This window comes from Streptococcus oralis subsp. dentisani, assembly GCF_002096335.1.
GTDB classification, from domain to species: Bacteria; Bacillota; Bacilli; order Lactobacillales; family Streptococcaceae; genus Streptococcus; species Streptococcus oralis_Z.
On the sequence record NZ_NCUW01000028.1, the window covers coordinates 57,537 to 73,370 of the forward strand.

A 15,834-nucleotide genomic window follows, 5' to 3' on the forward strand; every position below is an offset into this window, starting at 1 on the left:
TCTCAGGAGGTTTTAGCTATTGGTAAATAGTTCTTGTGGCTCTCTAGCATGAGAGGGATATGTTCCAAACTTTTAGTCTGGGTAGTTTGGTAGAATACCTTAGTTCAAGTTCATGTGATTGGATTAATATTGTTTTTTATTATTTGTAGAATATATACGATAATAGTTCATTAAAACTTAATATACTTCTGTGGTAATAAAACAATATTCAAAAATGGAATTTTTTTCAATATATAAGTTGCTAGTATGGATAAATACCAGCCTAAGACAATTCCAACAACAACGTGAAGAAAAACTGAGTTTACTCCCACTTTCAACATTAGAATCCGAATCATGCTACAAATTGGTGCATGGAGAATATAGATACCTAAACTATCTTTCCCGTATTTAGTGAAATATAGGAAAGTTTTAGGGAAGCTTTTCTCCATTTTAGGAAAAATCGCAAAAGCAACTAATACACAGACAATAAAAGCAATTCCCCACAAACCTGGGTTACTATAGCTTACATAATCCTTCTTAGACCCTACTTCATAAAACAAGAACCAAGCGAACATATAAATAAAATCAAATAGCACAAAGAAAAGCAGAAACTTTTTCAAATTAATTTTATCAAAATGAATTTCACTCAACACACTACCAAGAAAGAAACAGATCCCCCAGACTAGTGTTCTTTGAACAATATAAATATCTGTTTGAACAAATAGGGTTAAACAATAAGCAAAAACACTTATTAAAAATAACATTCTACGATTTTTGATTAAAATAGATACTAATCCATAGATTATCAAAATCGACCAGAGTATATATAAATACCATGAAACCCCAAGAGGATCTTTATAGATATTTAGCAAATCAGATATGGTTGTAGGAACACGAACAGATGCCCCCGCAATTTTTTGAAGACCAAAGTGAATGATTGAATAGAAAATATATGGCAGACCAAAAACAATTGTCTTCTTTTTAGCATATTGCCAGAACTCTTTCAAATCAGATATGGGTTTGAAAAAGTATCCTGATAGGGCAAAAAATACGGGTATATGAAATATATAGACTTGTGCTACTAATAGTGATAATATATTGTCCGCTGTGGGGAATTTTTCTGATTGATACAGTCCAAGCAACACATGTCCTACTAAGACTAAAAAGATGGAAAAACCTTTTCCAAAATCTATCCAACTAATTCTACTTTTTGCCATGCTCAAACTCTTTCTCCACAACCTCAAGTGCCCGTTCAATCACCACATGCATATCGTAATATTTATAATCTGCTAAGCGCCCACAGAAGATAACTTTATCATTCTTTGAGGCTTCCTCTTGGTACTTAGCAAACATAGCATTATTTTTCTCGTCGTTGATTGGATAGTAAGGCTCGTCCCCACGCTTCCAGTCAGCTGGATATTCACGCGTGATAACTGTCTTTGGCTGTGTTCCATATTCGAAATGTTTGTGTTCGATGATACGAGTATAAGGGATCTCACGCTCTGTATAGTTCACTACAGCATTCCCTTGATAATTTTCCTCGTCCAAAATTTCATGCTCAAAGCGAAGGCTACGGTATTCTAACTCTCCGTGCTTGTAGTCAAAATACTGGTCGATCATTCCTGTGAAGACAACTTTTTCAGCTAATGCTTCTAACTCTTCACGGTGAGCAAAGAAATCAACACCAAGCTCAACTTCAACGCCTTTAAGCATATTTTCGATGATGACATTGTAACCACCAATAGGAATCCCTTGGTAACGGTCGTTAAAATAGTTATTATCAAAGGTTAAACGAACTGGAAGACGTTTAATGATAAATGGAGGAAGTTCTGTTGCTGAGCGTCCCCATTGCTTTTCAGTATAACCCTTGATCAATTTTTCATAGATATCTGGACCAATCAACTTAATAGCCTGTTCTTCCAGATTTTTCGGCTCAACATCTTTCATATCAGCTGTCTGCTCAGCAATCTTATCTTTTACTTCCTGTGGAGTTTTTGTGCCCCACATAGCATAGAAGGTATTCATATTGAAAGGAAGATTATAAAGACTTCCTTTGTAGTTTGCGACAGGTGAGTTGATATAGTTGTTAAATTCAGCGAATTGATTGACATAGTCCCACACTTTTTTATTAGAGGTATGAAAGATATGGGCACCATATTTATGAACATTGATACCTTCTACATTCTCACAGTAGATATTTCCACCGATGTGATCACGCTTGTCAATCACTTTTACTTTTTTTCCACGTTTTGTAGCTTCGTGCGCGAAGATTGCTCCAGACAAACCAGCTCCAACGATTAGATAGTCGTACATATTAAATCTCCTTTATTTTTTACTAAGCTGTTCTTTTAACTCTTTAAGTCGAACAACTTTAAATACTAGAATGCATACAAGATAAATGATTACTCCTAAAACAGCATAGACTACGACATTAAGTGTTGGACTAAAAGATAATGATGTTTTTAAGTAAAGTAATATTGTATACATCAGACATGAAGCCACAATAATCTTAAACATAGGTTTCAATATAGTAACTTCTTTTAAATAAATTCTTGTATAGAACAATTGTATTCCCCATACAAGAGCTTCTGTCAACACCGAGACAATGGCTGCCCCTATATAGCCAAACTTAGGGAGAAATAACAAATTCAATCCCACACTCAGAATAGCGGGAGCTGTCGTTGAAACCATAAATTCCCTATTTTTATTGTGCGGAATCAATATTTGAATTCCCATTATATTGGTCCAACCGATAAAGAACATACGGAAAATCATAATAGCGATTGCATAGCGTGCATCTTGAAAGTCTTGACCAAGGAAAAATTGGACAAAATCATCATTAACAATCAACATTCCTGCCATAATTGGAAAAATAACCAAATTATAAATTAAAAAGGACATCTCATGCATCTTATTGACTGCCTTATGATTACCTGTCGCTAACAAATGAGCGACACGAGGTAACATAACGCTTCCCAAGGAAGTTACCAAGGTCAAAAGTATATTTACCAACTTTAGAGCCTGGTCATAAATCCCTACATCTTTTGTCGAAGCTAACGCTCCGAGCATGGTACGATCTAGCGTAACATACAAGGAAATAGCCACTTGCGGAAGGAACAATAATATGACGGGCTTCACATGATGCCTAGCATATTCTATGTCAAAATGCGGTTTACCGATAAACTCACTAGCAGGCAACCACATACTTAGCTGTCCCAAGAGTTCAAACATAGTTAGTAAAAAGACATAGAGGTATAGGTCATTTGCAGATTTGACAAAGAGGAAGACGGAGATCACCCCAACTAGTTTAACCGTAATATTTCGAACAGTAATCTTTCGAAAATCTTCTAAACCTTGAAAGAGCCAGGATATATCTAATCCTTTAGAAAACAAACTCAAACCAAGAATATAGGCTACCGGATTTTGCATAAAGGGAAGAGTTAGGCAAAGAAGACAATACAAGGACAGAGAAAGAACTGTTGCACCTAATTGCAGGGAGTAGATTCCCCAAAAATTTTTTTCAATTTCCTTACGATGACCTGAAATAACCTTGGTCCCATAGTTGGCAACTCCTAAAGTCGCTAAAAGGATAAAGTAGGTGACAATGGAATTGAAGTATCCATATGTTCCTAGGTCATCCGAAGAAAAGACTCGTGTCACATAGGGAGTCGTAATGATAGGGAGTATAATCACTAACAATTGATACGAAAGATTGTAGGCGTAGTTTTTTAATACTTTCATTACCTTTTCTCCATTATATCTAGATTTAACTTTTTAAATAGCTACTGTCTCTACCTAGTTGACTAGCCATTTGTATTTTTTAAAATATTTTTTAAATATAATTGTTCCTATCAATGATATAAATAACGTAAGAAAAAATCGTAGCACCACTAAAACAACTATTCCTAATGGTGTAAACATAAAATACGAATTTAGGGAATAACTTAATTTCAAGATTAAATAATTTAATGGATCAGAAAAAATATATATACCTAATCCATTAATTAGAATCATCTTAAAAATACTAGCATCACCAACACTTTTCTTTTGAGATAATTGATACGCGATGCTATACGTTAATAATGAACCCAAGACAGCCATTAACTCAACTAATACTTTACTAAACAATACCTGAGTAAACTTAACATAGAGATTTAATAAAACCATTAAGGCAAATACCGTAGATAATAACAAAACATAATTTTTTTTCTTATTAATAAATTGATTATATTTTTCTCTATTTGATTCAAACAAAAAGCCTAAACTAAAGTAAAATAAAAATTGAAGAGGTACTTTAAATAGTGGGAGTTCTATTTTGTAACTCAAAATATGCAGAACATAAAAGACAACATAAGTAGCAAGCTTTGTTTCTTTTTTTAGCGTATAGAATGCAAATATAAAAATAATAAATAAAGCATATAAATACCATAAATGACTATTCCCAATTAAGAAAAATTGTCCTACAAATGCTTTAAAAGGATCTGTAGAATCAAAATAATTTGAAATATATTTTATTGGTATTGAATAAAGAATAGTAAATATAATGAAAGGAAAAAGCAATCTCTTTGCCTTATTTTGCACAATTAATTTCAAAGTAGACCATTTATCTCTTTGAACCTGAAGATAGTAGAAAGCTCCTGACAATGCCATAAAAAGTGGCATATGGAAGTAATATAATACTTCTCTTACTTTATCAAAAACTTTATACAATACCAACGATAAATTTTGATTTATATATTGTTGATAATCAACCCCCCCGTACTTAGTCGAAATCACATAGTATGTACTGTGGCTTAATACAACCATTAAAATGGCAATTACTTTTAAAATATCATATTCCTTCTTCATGTATGTTCTCTATTCAGAATCAAGGCATAAAATATCCCAACAAACAGGATAAATAACGGTGTATCTGTAAATATTGCTGTAAATATTAGAATTATAAACAATAAAGCTAACATCTTAGAGTTTGATGAAAATCTCTTCAATAGTACACTAACAACAGGATAAAAGTATAGCACGCCCAAAATTATTCCCCCTTGAGCTAAGATGACAAAAAAACTATTACTGTATCCTAAATTACTTCGTATAGTGGTATCCATGTAGGACTCAATCGCTCTAATCCCAGATGATAAACCTGAACCAAAAATAAAGTGATCTTTCCATGCCAAAAAACCTGCTACATAATCATCATATCGAATACTTGCTGAAGCGGAATCGGATTTTTCCCCCCACACTTTAACCAAAGTAAAGATTAATACAGGGATAGATATTAAGTTAATATATTTAAACCAACTTCTTTTTTGATTTATCACTTTATAAATAAGTAATAAGCCAGCTATAAAAAACCCTGTTGTTGATGCTGTTGTAAGAATTGTTAACATTAATAAAACAAATATTCTAGTGCTATGTTTAAGCAATAACTCTTGAAATATTAAAGCAACACTTAGCAATAAACTCCACATTGGCGCTTCTGCAAAAATACCGCTATTCCTAATCATTTTATAACCCAAAAATAAAGCGTTTTGCGTTTCAAAATACAAATTATAATAACTAGTAGTTACCTGACCACCACTCCAGCTACTTACTACATAGTTTGTCGGTTTTATTATATTTAAAACACTACCAAAACACCAAAAGAGCAGAGAAATAACAGCTAAAATTAAAACAATCCTCACAAAGATAGCTAAAAAATTTGTTAATGTATTTTTATAATATTTATACATTACTAGTATTAGCATTAATGGTACAACAATAAAATGGTATGTTAGTATATTTGACGATATGACAGAAGCCGAAACAAAAAGATTAATAATAATTGCAAAAAAATAAAGAACAATAACTAATAGCATTTTTTTAAAATATTGGAGAGATAATCTACCGCTAATTACTTCCAACAAAACTGCAATTGTAATCACAACAATCAGATAAAAATTTAATTTATTCTCTACACCTATATACAAATAAATAGAGTTTGTTTTTATAATTATTAGAAAAAGTAGTAACGTATCAACAATATTCATTAAGTTAATCTTCAATAATATCCCCCCTACCTTTTAATTGCTTATTAAACTAAAAATAAACCATACTTCATTTTAAGTTTTACAGATACCCCAAAAAATCTGTGGCTCTTTTTTCGATTAGCTTAAATTTCCTTAGTGCCATAACTAACAACTCCTAGAGTAACTAATAAAACCGGTAACAATAGAGTTAAAATATCCATGTATTCCCAAATTCTCTGAAGACAATACCCATGTCACATAGGAAGTTGTAATGATGGCAAGTATAGTGATTAATCGTAGACTCCTCCACATTAACCTTGCTGTCTACAATAATAAAAATATCATGTTCCTTATAATCCAACAGAGAAATTAAAAATTTCAACTATTCAAACTTATTATGTTCAATTATTATATAAGCTTGTTTCATAATTCCTCGTTTCTTAAAATACTCGATATTCTTATCAAATACATTAATCTACTATACTACCTTAACCTTAAATATACTTTAGATGATAGCATAAATATTGTATATTTTAATTTTAGTCTCCACGATATTTTTTTGTTTAATAACATGTTCTTAAAGTCAACTTTCAATAATTCTCGATCTTTCGAAAAATCTGTTAAACCAGAGTCAGCCTTTGCACCGATTACAGCAAAGCCTCCTCGTAATTTTTTAGCTTGCAGAGATTGTTTTAATTCTATACTTTGAGTGTAATCTTTCTTTATAACTTCCTCGTTTTTCGAAACGGCATCAAAAAAATCATATCTTTTCTCAGTAAAAGTCGAACGGACAATACTACCTTCTCTACGGTAATAGTTATATGTTTTAAGTGGACTAATCACAATTTTATCCGCTAAGGCAAGATGATCCGCTACCACATAAAAGTCTTCATAGATTTTTCCAACAGGAAATGGAATTTTTTCCAAGATATTTTTGTGATAAAGCTTAGCACAAGCAGAAACTGTCGCAATCTTGTCGTCTAGCATTAGCTCAAGAGCCTTCTCTTTTGTAACAACACACAAATCCTTATAATCTGACTCCTCAAGTTGATACGAACTATAATCATTATACTTAGACGTTGCCTTCACTTTGGTAGAAATCAAGTCTGCTTGATGCTCCTGCTGAATTTTCACTATCAATTCTAGAGTATAATCTTCCAAATAATCATCTGGGTCTAAAAAGAAAATCCACTCTGATGACGCTTTCGAAACTCCTAAATTACGGGCATCAGATAAACCTCCATTTTCTTTATGGAAAACAGAGACGTTTTCATATCGCTTAGCATACTCTTCACATAACTGAGGAGAGTTATCTGTTGAACCATCATTTACAAGGATTATTTCAAAATTTTGATACGTTTGTTTTATCAGACTATCCATGGCAAAGTGTAAATAATCAGAAACATTATAAACCGGAACAACAACACTAATAAACATCCTAAACTCCTCTCTCTTTTTCTTTCTTTTTAGAATATTTTTTCAATATTGGATTGAAGACAAAGTCTAGAAAATAGTGAGATTTATAGTTCAAATAAGACAATCTATCAAATTTTTTCGTAGGGATATACTCATAAGAACTCTGCTCAATTTGTCTGTATAATTCTTCTGATAGTGTCTTTGAGTCCTCAACCATCCATGACAAATCTATCTGCAAACTGATAAGATAAACTAAAGTATCTGCAACCACTTTCTTTAAGACAGGATCATCCGCAATTTTTGAGAAATAAGTCAGCACAGAATTTGTTACAGTCAAATGGTGACGAACATTTCGTTTCATACTCTCAATATTCATACTCTGCTCGGGTCGTCCGATATAGTATTGGTATACATCATAATTCCAATAACAGAAACTATGAACATACTCTAAAGGAAAAAGAGTGTACTGAATGTCAACATAAAATGTCTTTTCACTTAAACGAATTCCATTCTCAACTAGGATAGATGTTCTATAAGTTACCGAGTGCATTGGGATCCGTTTCTCTGGAATCCCAGAATATTCCTTACCAACCTCATATTTCTCAGCAAAATCATTTCGAACAGTAGTATTGTTATAAACATGTTGTTCTGTAAAGTCCGTAAGAATCATATCCACATCAACAACTGATAAAGTATCTAAAAACTTTTCAAACTCTGACGGGATAACCCAATCATCGCCATCAATAACTTTAAAGAATTTCCCCTTTGCTTCCTGAATGCCACGATTAATTGTTGAGCCATGACCTCCATTTTCCTTTGTGATAATACGACCATTCAGCAACGAATCTTTTCTTAGGACCTCTTCTGCTACTTTGGCTGTGTCGTCCGTACTTCCATCATTCACAATTAAGACCTCAAATTTTTGTTTGTAATCTGGGTGTACTTGCTGGAATGATTCGATTCCTTTAGAAATATAGTCCTGAATATTATAACTAGGCATTACAATTGTCAATAAACACTCTTGCATCTTATCTCCTAAATTGTCTCAATCAACTCTATCCATTGATTGAGAATTTTATTCTTATCAAATTTATCCATATTGTCTTTGGCATGTTCTGAGAAAGAGTGTCGCAAATCATCATTTTTCATCAATTCAAGCAATTTCTCACTCATCTGATCCACGTCATAGCAATCAATCAGAAATCCGTTGATTCCATCTTCAACAATCTCACTGGGTCCCGTCGGACATCTAAAGCTAACAATAGGAAGATTGTATTGTTGTGCTTCTAATAGGACTAAAGGCAAACCCTCATAGCGAGAAGTCATGACATAGATACTATGATTGGGATAAATATTTTCAGTTCCCTTTACATTCCCTTTAAAATTAACTTGTGAAGAAACACGACCTTCTTCTAGTTTTCTTTTTAAATCCTGTTCAATAAGCTTATCCCCTGAACCATATATATCCCACTGCCAGTCTGGATGTTGTGATAATACTTTTATAGCTACTTCGGCGAGATAATCATATCCCTTTTGACTGTGAAATCGACCCACCGTGAGGATTTTTTTAGAATCATTATTCAAGCCTGTTTTATGGTGCTTGGTTTCTTCTATCCAATTATAAATTGTAGCTACTTTCTCTATAGAAATCTTATATTTTTTTGAGTATTTTATCCGGTCTTCCTGCGTTAAAGTAACAACCTTATCAAAATACTTCGCTCCAATATATCTCTGTATTTTTCTACTTCTTCCATCTTGAAACTCTAAGCTGTGATGATCACAAAAAACAATTTTCACATCTAGACCCAGAGTAGCCAATCGTATCATAATATTTGTTAAAGGAGCTATTGAAAAAATCACTTCTATTCTTTCTTTTTTTATATACTCTCTGAGCTTAGTAGTTAATTTTAAAATAGCAGTTCTAATACGAATATCACCCTTGTAAAAATTCACCAATTGAACATCTGGATGAATATCATAATTTATGAATCCATCCTCATCCAATAGAATAGACAAAAGTTTTACATCATAATGACTTGACAACTCATTAGCCATACTGATAGCTACTTTTTCAGCTCCACCAATTTTACTTAGATTGTATCTAACTATTGCTATTTTTTTCATATTTAACCTACTCTTATCCTTCTTTCTCACCAAGCGATATTATTTTATAGTGGTGCTGGACTCTCTTTTCTTCTGGAGGTAATTGCATGTAATTTTCCCCGTAGATCGCTGTCAAATATTCTTTATACCTAAAAGGACAACTCAAGTCAATTTCTTCAAATTTTAATAAGACTGGTGTGCCAAAATAATCAGAGGGAACAATCTCTCTTAATTTATATGCCCCTGTATAATTGCCTGAAAATTCTTCATCAAATGAATATCTTTTAATGGTCTTTAAATATTTTTTTTGCGCCCAGTCAAAAGAAAGTATCTTCTCAATTTTAACTATGTTTGCAAAGGCAATAATTACTTTTTCAACTAAGGGCCTATTTTCTTTCTTCTGATTTACTAAACTATTAAACTGAGAAAGTTGAACCATCATCCGTCTGTATAAGTATCTATACTCATGAATTTTTCTCTTAATTGGGGCAGCAGGCATTCCATCAAGTGGAAAAATGTCTATCCACAAACTCTCCACCAATTCTTCTTTACTATAATTCATTATGATTTTCGTTGAATCATCCCGAATTACAGAGAAAGCTTTTTTATAATTAGCGGCGTCTTCACTTAAAAATTTATAATTATTCGGCAGGAAATTGGGAGCTACTTTCTTAAACTTTTCGTAATCTTCTCTTGGCATGCCAATATCAATATCATCATCCCAAGGGATAAATCCTTTGTGACGTACTGCTCCAAGCAATGTTCCCCCTAGAGCATAGTAAGTCAAATTATTTTCTTCACAAATGTTAATAAATTCTTTCAAGATAGACAGGATTTTATCTTGAATAACTTTTATATCTGACATACTTGTCCTCCTAAACTAAGGGTGAGTTCTTCGTTTCACAATGCCCAATGATAGTTAAATTAAATAATTTTAATATTAGTATAAAGCTTGAAAGTTACTTGGTAAACTCTAAAAACTCTGTCCATATTTTTTCCCGAAATACTTGGCTTTCAAGAAAGATTTGCCCTTCTCAAACAAATTCACTTTTCCCATATACATAAATGGAACTTCTTTAACACGTAGATTTTGGTAGTCTAACCAAACATTAAAGAGACGCTCACTAACACGCCCAAATAATCTTGCATCAAAAGCAGAGTATCCTGTTATATCCAATCTTCTGTACAACTCATCAATGATAGGGAACAACCACTCACAATAAGATGATACATTTTCTTTGGACATGATAAACATATTGAACATGTAGCCACTACGACAGTCCATCACCTTGTCAAATGTTGCTAAATATTCTGGCGAAACCTCTTTTATAATTTCTCGTGTTACATCTAAATGACTGGAGTCATGAGTGTTGGCATAATGAGAATAGAGAGTTTCAATATAATATTTTCTCTTTTTGGGAACAACGACATCTACTTCAGACATGAGCTCCTTAACTTGATCTGCCGATAAGATAACTTCATTCATGTTAATCTTATCATGATAAGGTCGGTTCTTATCTGTAAAATAACGTCGGTAATGAACTAATCCTAGGTAATCACAGTCTAAATTTTTCCAAGCCCAGTATAATCCTGTCAATTCACAATAATAAGGATTGAGGTGTGAGATATGATTACCTTGATTATCTCGTTGGTAGCCTAGATTTTCCTTTCCTTCACTGCCAACCTGAACAGGAACATATAAGTCCTTATCTTCTGGCATTTGAAATCTTTTATGAGTCGCTACTATAATTTTATACTTTTTTGACATTTCTACATCCTAACTCCAATTCCTAAAATCTTACCTCACTGGACAATTCTTTGGATTGAATCCCCATTCATTTTTTCAAGCAAAAAATACTAGATTAAATCCACTTATTCATAATGCTTCCTTCACTTGAAAAAATGAATACGAATACCCAAGAAACGTTATTCGTATTCAACTTCATCTTTCTATCTATTTTTTACTAGATGATTTAGCTCATACATCAATGAGCCCCTTCTCCAGATAGAACTTTTTTTATTGTCAAAAAGAAGATCTTGACATCCAACAAAAAGGATTGGTTCCGAGGATAGTACAATTCCATTTCACAGCGTTCAGGATAATATACCTCACTCCTACCAGAAACTTGCCACATCCCTGTAATACCTGGTCGTACAGATAACAAAACTTGCTGTTCTTCCTTAGAATACTCCTCTAACTCATTCTCCAAAACCGGTCTAGGTCCAATAAGACTCATATCACCTAACATTAAATTTATAAATTGAGGAATTTCATCAATACTCGTTTTTCTTATAAAATCTCCGATATTGGTAAGACGAGGATCCTCATTTGGAGGTAATTTATAACTATTATTTATATATTTTTCATAGAGTGCTTTATTTGCGGTCAAAACTTCTTCAGCATTTTCAACCATTGATCTAAATTTAATAATTTTAAATTTTTTCCCCTTCAGTCCCACTCTATATTGTGTGAAGAATATACTTCCTTTGTAACCTTTTATTTTATAGATAATATAGATTATTAAAGAACTAGGTAAGACTATGAATATTGTTCCAAATAAGCCGATAAAAACATCCATAACTCTTTTAAAGCAAATATAGATGATGCCATTCTGTTTCACCTTAAACTCCCCCTCCCATGATAATCATCTCAAATAACCTTGGTACTACAAGACTATTTATTTCTTTCCATAGTTCCCATAGACTCCATAAGAAGAGTATTTCTCTATTGAAGTATTCAGTTTATTTAGCACAACTCCTAAAAACGGCTTACCTGTTTGTTCCAACTGCTCTTTCGCCTTTTGAACATCCTTGCGATGTGCTTCACCAACTGCCGTAATCAAAACAGAAGCATCACATTTCTGTGTCACAATAACTGCATCGATCACGATACCTACGGGAGCAGTATCCACAATGATATAGTCAAAATATTTACGCAGGGTATCTAGCATCGTTCTGAAATTTTCACTTTGTAGAAGAGCTGTGGGATTTGGTGAAATTGAGCCCGCCTGAATGACAAAGAGATTTTCAACATTGGTATCACATAAACCTTGTGACAAGTCTGTTGTACCTGATAAAAACTCTGTTAAGCCAGTAATCTTCTCACTAGATCTAAAAACACCTGACATGACCGAGTTACGAATATCCGCATCAATCAATAGGGTTTTATAGCCTGCACGCGCAAAAGCCCAAGCAATATTAGTAGAAGTTGTGGACTTTCCTTCTCCCGGCTTAACTGAAGTAATAGAGATGACTTTCAAATTATCTCCACTTAACTGTATATTTGTACGTAAGGCATTGTAGTATTCCTCTGCCTTTTTTACGAGCTCCAATTTTTTCTGTGTGATTTCTAATGTTGGCATCGTTCTCTCCTATTTCAATTTATCTAAATTTGGAATGACCCCTAAGAGTGGAATTTGCATAACGTCTTCGATATCCTCTGGTCGCTTGACGCGGACATCTAGCAATTCAACCAAGAGAACGACAACAACTACCACCCCTAAACCTCCGAGAAAACCTATCAAAGTATTACGACGGATATTTGGAGATGAAGGAGAAGTGGCTGGTCGCGCTTCTTCAAGCGTTGTCACATCAGACACACGCGTTACGCTAATGATTTTTTGAGCTGCAATCTCACGCAAGGAGTTAGCGATACGACTTGCTTCCTCCGGCTGTTTGTCCTTGACGGAAATAGAAACAATACGTGTATCAACTGGTACAGTTACTTGTATTTTACTAGCAAGATTTTTGGTCGGCATATCGAGTTGCAAGTCTGTTACAACCTTCTCTAACACGTCTTGGGAAAGAATGATTTCACGGTAGTCTTTAACAAGATAAGAACCTGCCTGCAAGTCCTGATTTGTCAAGCCTGGCTTGTCACCTTGGTTACGGTTGACTACATAAATACGCGTTGTACTGGTATACTCTGGCTTTACAATAAAGCTACTATATGCAAAGGCAAGCGCTCCCGTTACGATAGCAACCAAAGCAATAATCAATTTCCGTTTCCACAAGGTATTTAACAATTGAAATACATCAATTTCCATAGTATTTTGTTCTTTCATCATTTCTCCTAAATTAGTTGATTCATTACAATTTGTCGAGGATTTTCTTCAAAGAGTTCTCTAGCCTTCTCTTCCCCATACTTTTTGGCAATTATGCTATAAGCTTCTGCCATGTGAGGAGGTCTACCGTATAGACTGTGCATGTCACTTGCAATCACATGGACCAGATCATGCTCTAAAAAATACTGAGCTCTTTTTTTCATGAACTTGTGGCGTTCTCCAAAAAGTTTGGGTTTGAGGACGTGTGAACTATTTACTTGTGTGTAACACCCCATTGCAATCAGCTCACGAACACGTTTTTCATTTTGTTCAAGAGCATCATAGCGCTCGATATGGGCAATGACTGGGGTAATACCCAACATCAAGATTTTGCTTAAGGCACTATGAATGTCACGATATGGTGTATCCATACTAAACTCAATCAGGGCATATCGACTAGCATTGAGGGTGGGGAGTAGCCCTTGTTCTAATTTATCAAGGACATCTCGTGTATAATAAATCTCCGCTCCATAAGCAATCACCAAGTCATCTGCCACTTCCTTGGCGAGTTCCTGCACCTGACGAAAATTAGCAGCGATCTTCTCTTCTGGGGTCTCAAACATACCTTTGCGACGGTGAGAGGTGGAAACAATCATCCGTACTCCCTGATGATAAGCTTCTGCCAAGAGAGCCTTGCTTTCTTCTCTTGATTTTGGTCCATCATCTACATCAAAGACTATGTGCGAATGAATATCAATCATCTCATTTACCCTCCATCACATCTTGAATTGCCGACTTGACAGCAGCTAAGCTACTATCATCAATTTCCATCATGTAAAGGTTGCTATCTGGCATGGCATAAGAAGGAAGATCCATTCGTCCTGTTCCTTTTAGGTCTTGAGAGTTAACCTTATAGTTGCCACCGCTCTCCAACTGTGTATTGACCAAGTCCATCATGGTCTCAAGTGGCATATTGGTTTGGAGAGAGTCTTGTAGGCCTTGAATGATATGATCATAATTTTTCAAGGCTTCAGTTGAGGTCAATTTTTGAATAATGGCCACGATTACTTTTTGCTGATTGCGTCCACGATCTCGGTCACCATCTGCTAGAGAATAGCGTTCTCGAACAAAACCAAGAGCTTGTTCTGAGTCAAGATGCACATTGCCAACAGGATAATACTTCCCATTAGTGTGGGCTGTAAATTCTTGATCATTATAAACATCAATTCCACCTAAAAGGTCAATCAATTTCAGGAATGATGTAAAATTCAAGCGAACGTAATAGTTAATATCTAGACCATAGAGATTTTCCAAAGTGTGGATAGAAGCATCCACTCCATAGATTCCTGCGTGGGTCAATTTGTCCTTTTGGTTGTTGCCCCCATCTGCAATCGGAACATAGGAATCACGTGGCGTTGTTGTCAAAAGGATTTTTTTTGTGTCGCGATTTACGGTCATCAGGATATTGACGTCTGACCGCGAAACCGAACTAATCGGACCGTAGGTATCAATCCCACTTACATAAATGTTAAACGATTGACTCTTGGTTGCCTTCGGAGCAGCCACTTTTTTAGTCAGCTCCTTGGTATAAATTTTTTTGATTTTTGCAGCATAGTCAGGATATTCTGATTCAATGATATTTTCAAAGACACTATTTAAAACAATCGCCTTTGTGTCACCTGCAAGCAGGTTCTTATAAGCTGCTAGATAAGAAGCACTCTGCTCTACTGTCAGATCCTTACCTTGATTTGATTTAATATCTGTAAGTAATTTTTGAATATTTTCATTATCCGTTTCGGTCGGAGCCATAACACTGTCTAACTGGCTAACATTATTGATATCGCTGTCTTTCAAAACTACAACACTAATCGAATACTCTGAATAATTAGACGTCGCATTCAAACGATTAGTTAAGCCAATAAATTGTTGGACTGTAAATAAAGAAACAGATCCTATAAGAATAGACAAAATCAATAGAAAAATAGTGAACTTCTCAGCTTTTTTATAAAAAATCAGAAGAAAACTGATAACAGCCACCGTTAAAACCAAGACTGCCGCGACTATGTTGAGATATCTGAAAGCAAGTATGTTGTGTCGAAAGATTAGAAACAACAAAAAACCACCCAAAATCAGATAAATGGTTAGTAAAAATATATTAATATTGCGCTTCATATTGCCCGAACGAACTCTCTTTGAAGGTCTACTCATGATACTCCTCTATACGTCAATAGTTAGAATCATTATATCATAGATACAAGATAAATTCCATTCATTCGGTCGAGTTAAGCGTT

Annotated in this window: 15 protein-coding genes; all 15 read right to left on the reverse strand. The window is 34.2% G+C overall.

Features of this window, described 5'->3' with window-relative positions; all coding sequences use genetic code 11:
• Positions 1-170: 170 nt before the first annotated feature.
• Positions 171-1,196, reverse strand: coding sequence for an acyltransferase family protein (locus B7709_RS03970; protein ID WP_084971819.1), 1,026 nt, complete (start codon positions 1,194-1,196; stop codon positions 171-173).
• Entirely contained in the window at positions 1,183-2,292 is a 1,110-nt protein-coding gene (gene glf, locus B7709_RS03975; protein ID WP_084971820.1) for a UDP-galactopyranose mutase, read from the reverse strand. Before glf ends, B7709_RS03970 begins: the two co-directional genes overlap by 14 nt.
• A 12-nt stretch (positions 2,293-2,304) precedes the next feature.
• Entirely contained in the window at positions 2,305-3,720 is a 1,416-nt protein-coding gene (locus B7709_RS03980) for a flippase (protein WP_084971821.1), read from the reverse strand.
• Between the two features lie 54 nt (positions 3,721-3,774).
• On the reverse strand, positions 3,775-4,827 hold the full coding sequence (locus B7709_RS03985; protein ID WP_084971822.1) for an acyltransferase family protein: 1,053 nt from the start codon (positions 4,825-4,827) through the stop codon (positions 3,775-3,777).
• Positions 4,824-6,002 (reverse strand): O-antigen ligase family protein, encoded by a 1,179-nt coding sequence (locus B7709_RS03990; protein WP_204956359.1) that lies wholly within the window; start codon positions 6,000-6,002, stop codon positions 4,824-4,826. Before B7709_RS03990 ends, B7709_RS03985 begins: the two co-directional genes overlap by 4 nt.
• A 462-nt stretch (positions 6,003-6,464) precedes the next feature.
• The gene (locus B7709_RS04000) at positions 6,465-7,418 is read right to left on the reverse strand and encodes a glycosyltransferase family 2 protein (protein WP_084971823.1); all 954 of its coding nucleotides are present in this window, start codon (positions 7,416-7,418) and stop codon (positions 6,465-6,467) included.
• A gap of 1 nt (position 7,419) precedes the next feature.
• Positions 7,420-8,424: a glycosyltransferase family 2 protein gene (locus B7709_RS04005; protein ID WP_084971824.1), complete on the reverse strand. Its 1,005-nt coding sequence runs from the start codon at positions 8,422-8,424 to the stop codon at positions 7,420-7,422.
• A gap of 8 nt (positions 8,425-8,432) precedes the next feature.
• Positions 8,433-9,521 carry a glycosyltransferase family 4 protein gene (locus B7709_RS04010; RefSeq protein WP_084971825.1) on the reverse strand — a complete coding sequence of 363 codons (1,089 nt, stop codon included), beginning with the start codon at positions 9,519-9,521 and terminating at the stop codon, positions 8,433-8,435.
• Between the two features lie 13 nt (positions 9,522-9,534).
• Positions 9,535-10,365, reverse strand: coding sequence for a LicD family protein (locus B7709_RS04015; RefSeq protein ID WP_084971826.1), 831 nt, complete (start codon positions 10,363-10,365; stop codon positions 9,535-9,537).
• 108 nt (positions 10,366-10,473) lie between these two features.
• Positions 10,474-11,268, reverse strand: coding sequence for a DUF4422 domain-containing protein (locus B7709_RS04020; RefSeq protein ID WP_084971827.1), 795 nt, complete (start codon positions 11,266-11,268; stop codon positions 10,474-10,476).
• 217 nt (positions 11,269-11,485) lie between these two features.
• Positions 11,486-12,121 carry a sugar transferase gene (locus B7709_RS04025; protein WP_084971828.1) on the reverse strand — a complete coding sequence of 212 codons (636 nt, stop codon included), beginning with the start codon at positions 12,119-12,121 and terminating at the stop codon, positions 11,486-11,488.
• A 57-nt stretch (positions 12,122-12,178) separates the two neighbouring features.
• A complete protein-coding gene (locus tag B7709_RS04030; RefSeq protein WP_084971829.1) occupies positions 12,179-12,862 on the reverse strand; it encodes a tyrosine-protein kinase in 684 nt (227 codons plus the stop codon).
• A 9-nt stretch (positions 12,863-12,871) separates the two neighbouring features.
• The gene (gene cpsC / locus B7709_RS04035; RefSeq protein WP_084971830.1) at positions 12,872-13,564 is read right to left on the reverse strand and encodes a capsular polysaccharide biosynthesis protein CpsC; all 693 of its coding nucleotides are present in this window, start codon (positions 13,562-13,564) and stop codon (positions 12,872-12,874) included.
• Positions 13,565-13,572: 8 nt separating this feature from the next.
• Positions 13,573-14,304 (reverse strand): capsular polysaccharide biosynthesis protein Cps4B, encoded by a 732-nt coding sequence (gene cps4B / locus B7709_RS04040; protein WP_084971831.1) that lies wholly within the window; start codon positions 14,302-14,304, stop codon positions 13,573-13,575.
• Between the two features lies 1 nt (position 14,305).
• A complete protein-coding gene (cpsA, locus tag B7709_RS04045) occupies positions 14,306-15,751 on the reverse strand; it encodes an LCP family glycopolymer transferase CpsA (RefSeq protein WP_084971832.1) in 1,446 nt (481 codons plus the stop codon).
• Between the last annotated feature and the right edge of the window lie 83 nt (positions 15,752-15,834).

Excerpts from the sequence above, each read along its gene's own strand:
- B7709_RS03970 (WP_084971819.1), bottom strand. The coding sequence starts at position 1,196 with ATGGCAAAAAGTAGAATTAGTTGGATAGATTTTGGAAAAGGTTTTTCC.
- glf (WP_084971820.1), bottom strand. The coding sequence starts at position 2,292 with ATGTACGACTATCTAATCGTTGGAGCTGGTTTGTCTGGAGCAATCTTC.
- B7709_RS03980 (WP_084971821.1), bottom strand. The coding sequence starts at position 3,720 with ATGAAAGTATTAAAAAACTACGCCTACAATCTTTCGTATCAATTGTTA.
- B7709_RS03985 (WP_084971822.1), bottom strand. The coding sequence starts at position 4,827 with ATGAAGAAGGAATATGATATTTTAAAAGTAATTGCCATTTTAATGGTT.
- B7709_RS03990 (WP_204956359.1), bottom strand. The coding sequence starts at position 6,002 with ATGAATATTGTTGATACGTTACTACTTTTTCTAATAATTATAAAAACA.
- B7709_RS04000 (WP_084971823.1), bottom strand. The coding sequence starts at position 7,418 with ATGTTTATTAGTGTTGTTGTTCCGGTTTATAATGTTTCTGATTATTTA.
- B7709_RS04005 (WP_084971824.1), bottom strand. The coding sequence starts at position 8,424 with ATGCAAGAGTGTTTATTGACAATTGTAATGCCTAGTTATAATATTCAG.
- B7709_RS04010 (WP_084971825.1), bottom strand. The coding sequence starts at position 9,521 with ATGAAAAAAATAGCAATAGTTAGATACAATCTAAGTAAAATTGGTGGA.
- B7709_RS04015 (WP_084971826.1), bottom strand. The coding sequence starts at position 10,365 with ATGTCAGATATAAAAGTTATTCAAGATAAAATCCTGTCTATCTTGAAA.
- B7709_RS04020 (WP_084971827.1), bottom strand. The coding sequence starts at position 11,268 with ATGTCAAAAAAGTATAAAATTATAGTAGCGACTCATAAAAGATTTCAA.
- B7709_RS04030 (WP_084971829.1), bottom strand. The coding sequence starts at position 12,862 with ATGCCAACATTAGAAATCACACAGAAAAAATTGGAGCTCGTAAAAAAG.
- cpsC (WP_084971830.1), bottom strand. The coding sequence starts at position 13,564 with ATGAAAGAACAAAATACTATGGAAATTGATGTATTTCAATTGTTAAAT.
- cps4B (WP_084971831.1), bottom strand. The coding sequence starts at position 14,304 with ATGATTGATATTCATTCGCACATAGTCTTTGATGTAGATGATGGACCA.
- cpsA (WP_084971832.1), bottom strand. The coding sequence starts at position 15,751 with ATGAGTAGACCTTCAAAGAGAGTTCGTTCGGGCAATATGAAGCGCAAT.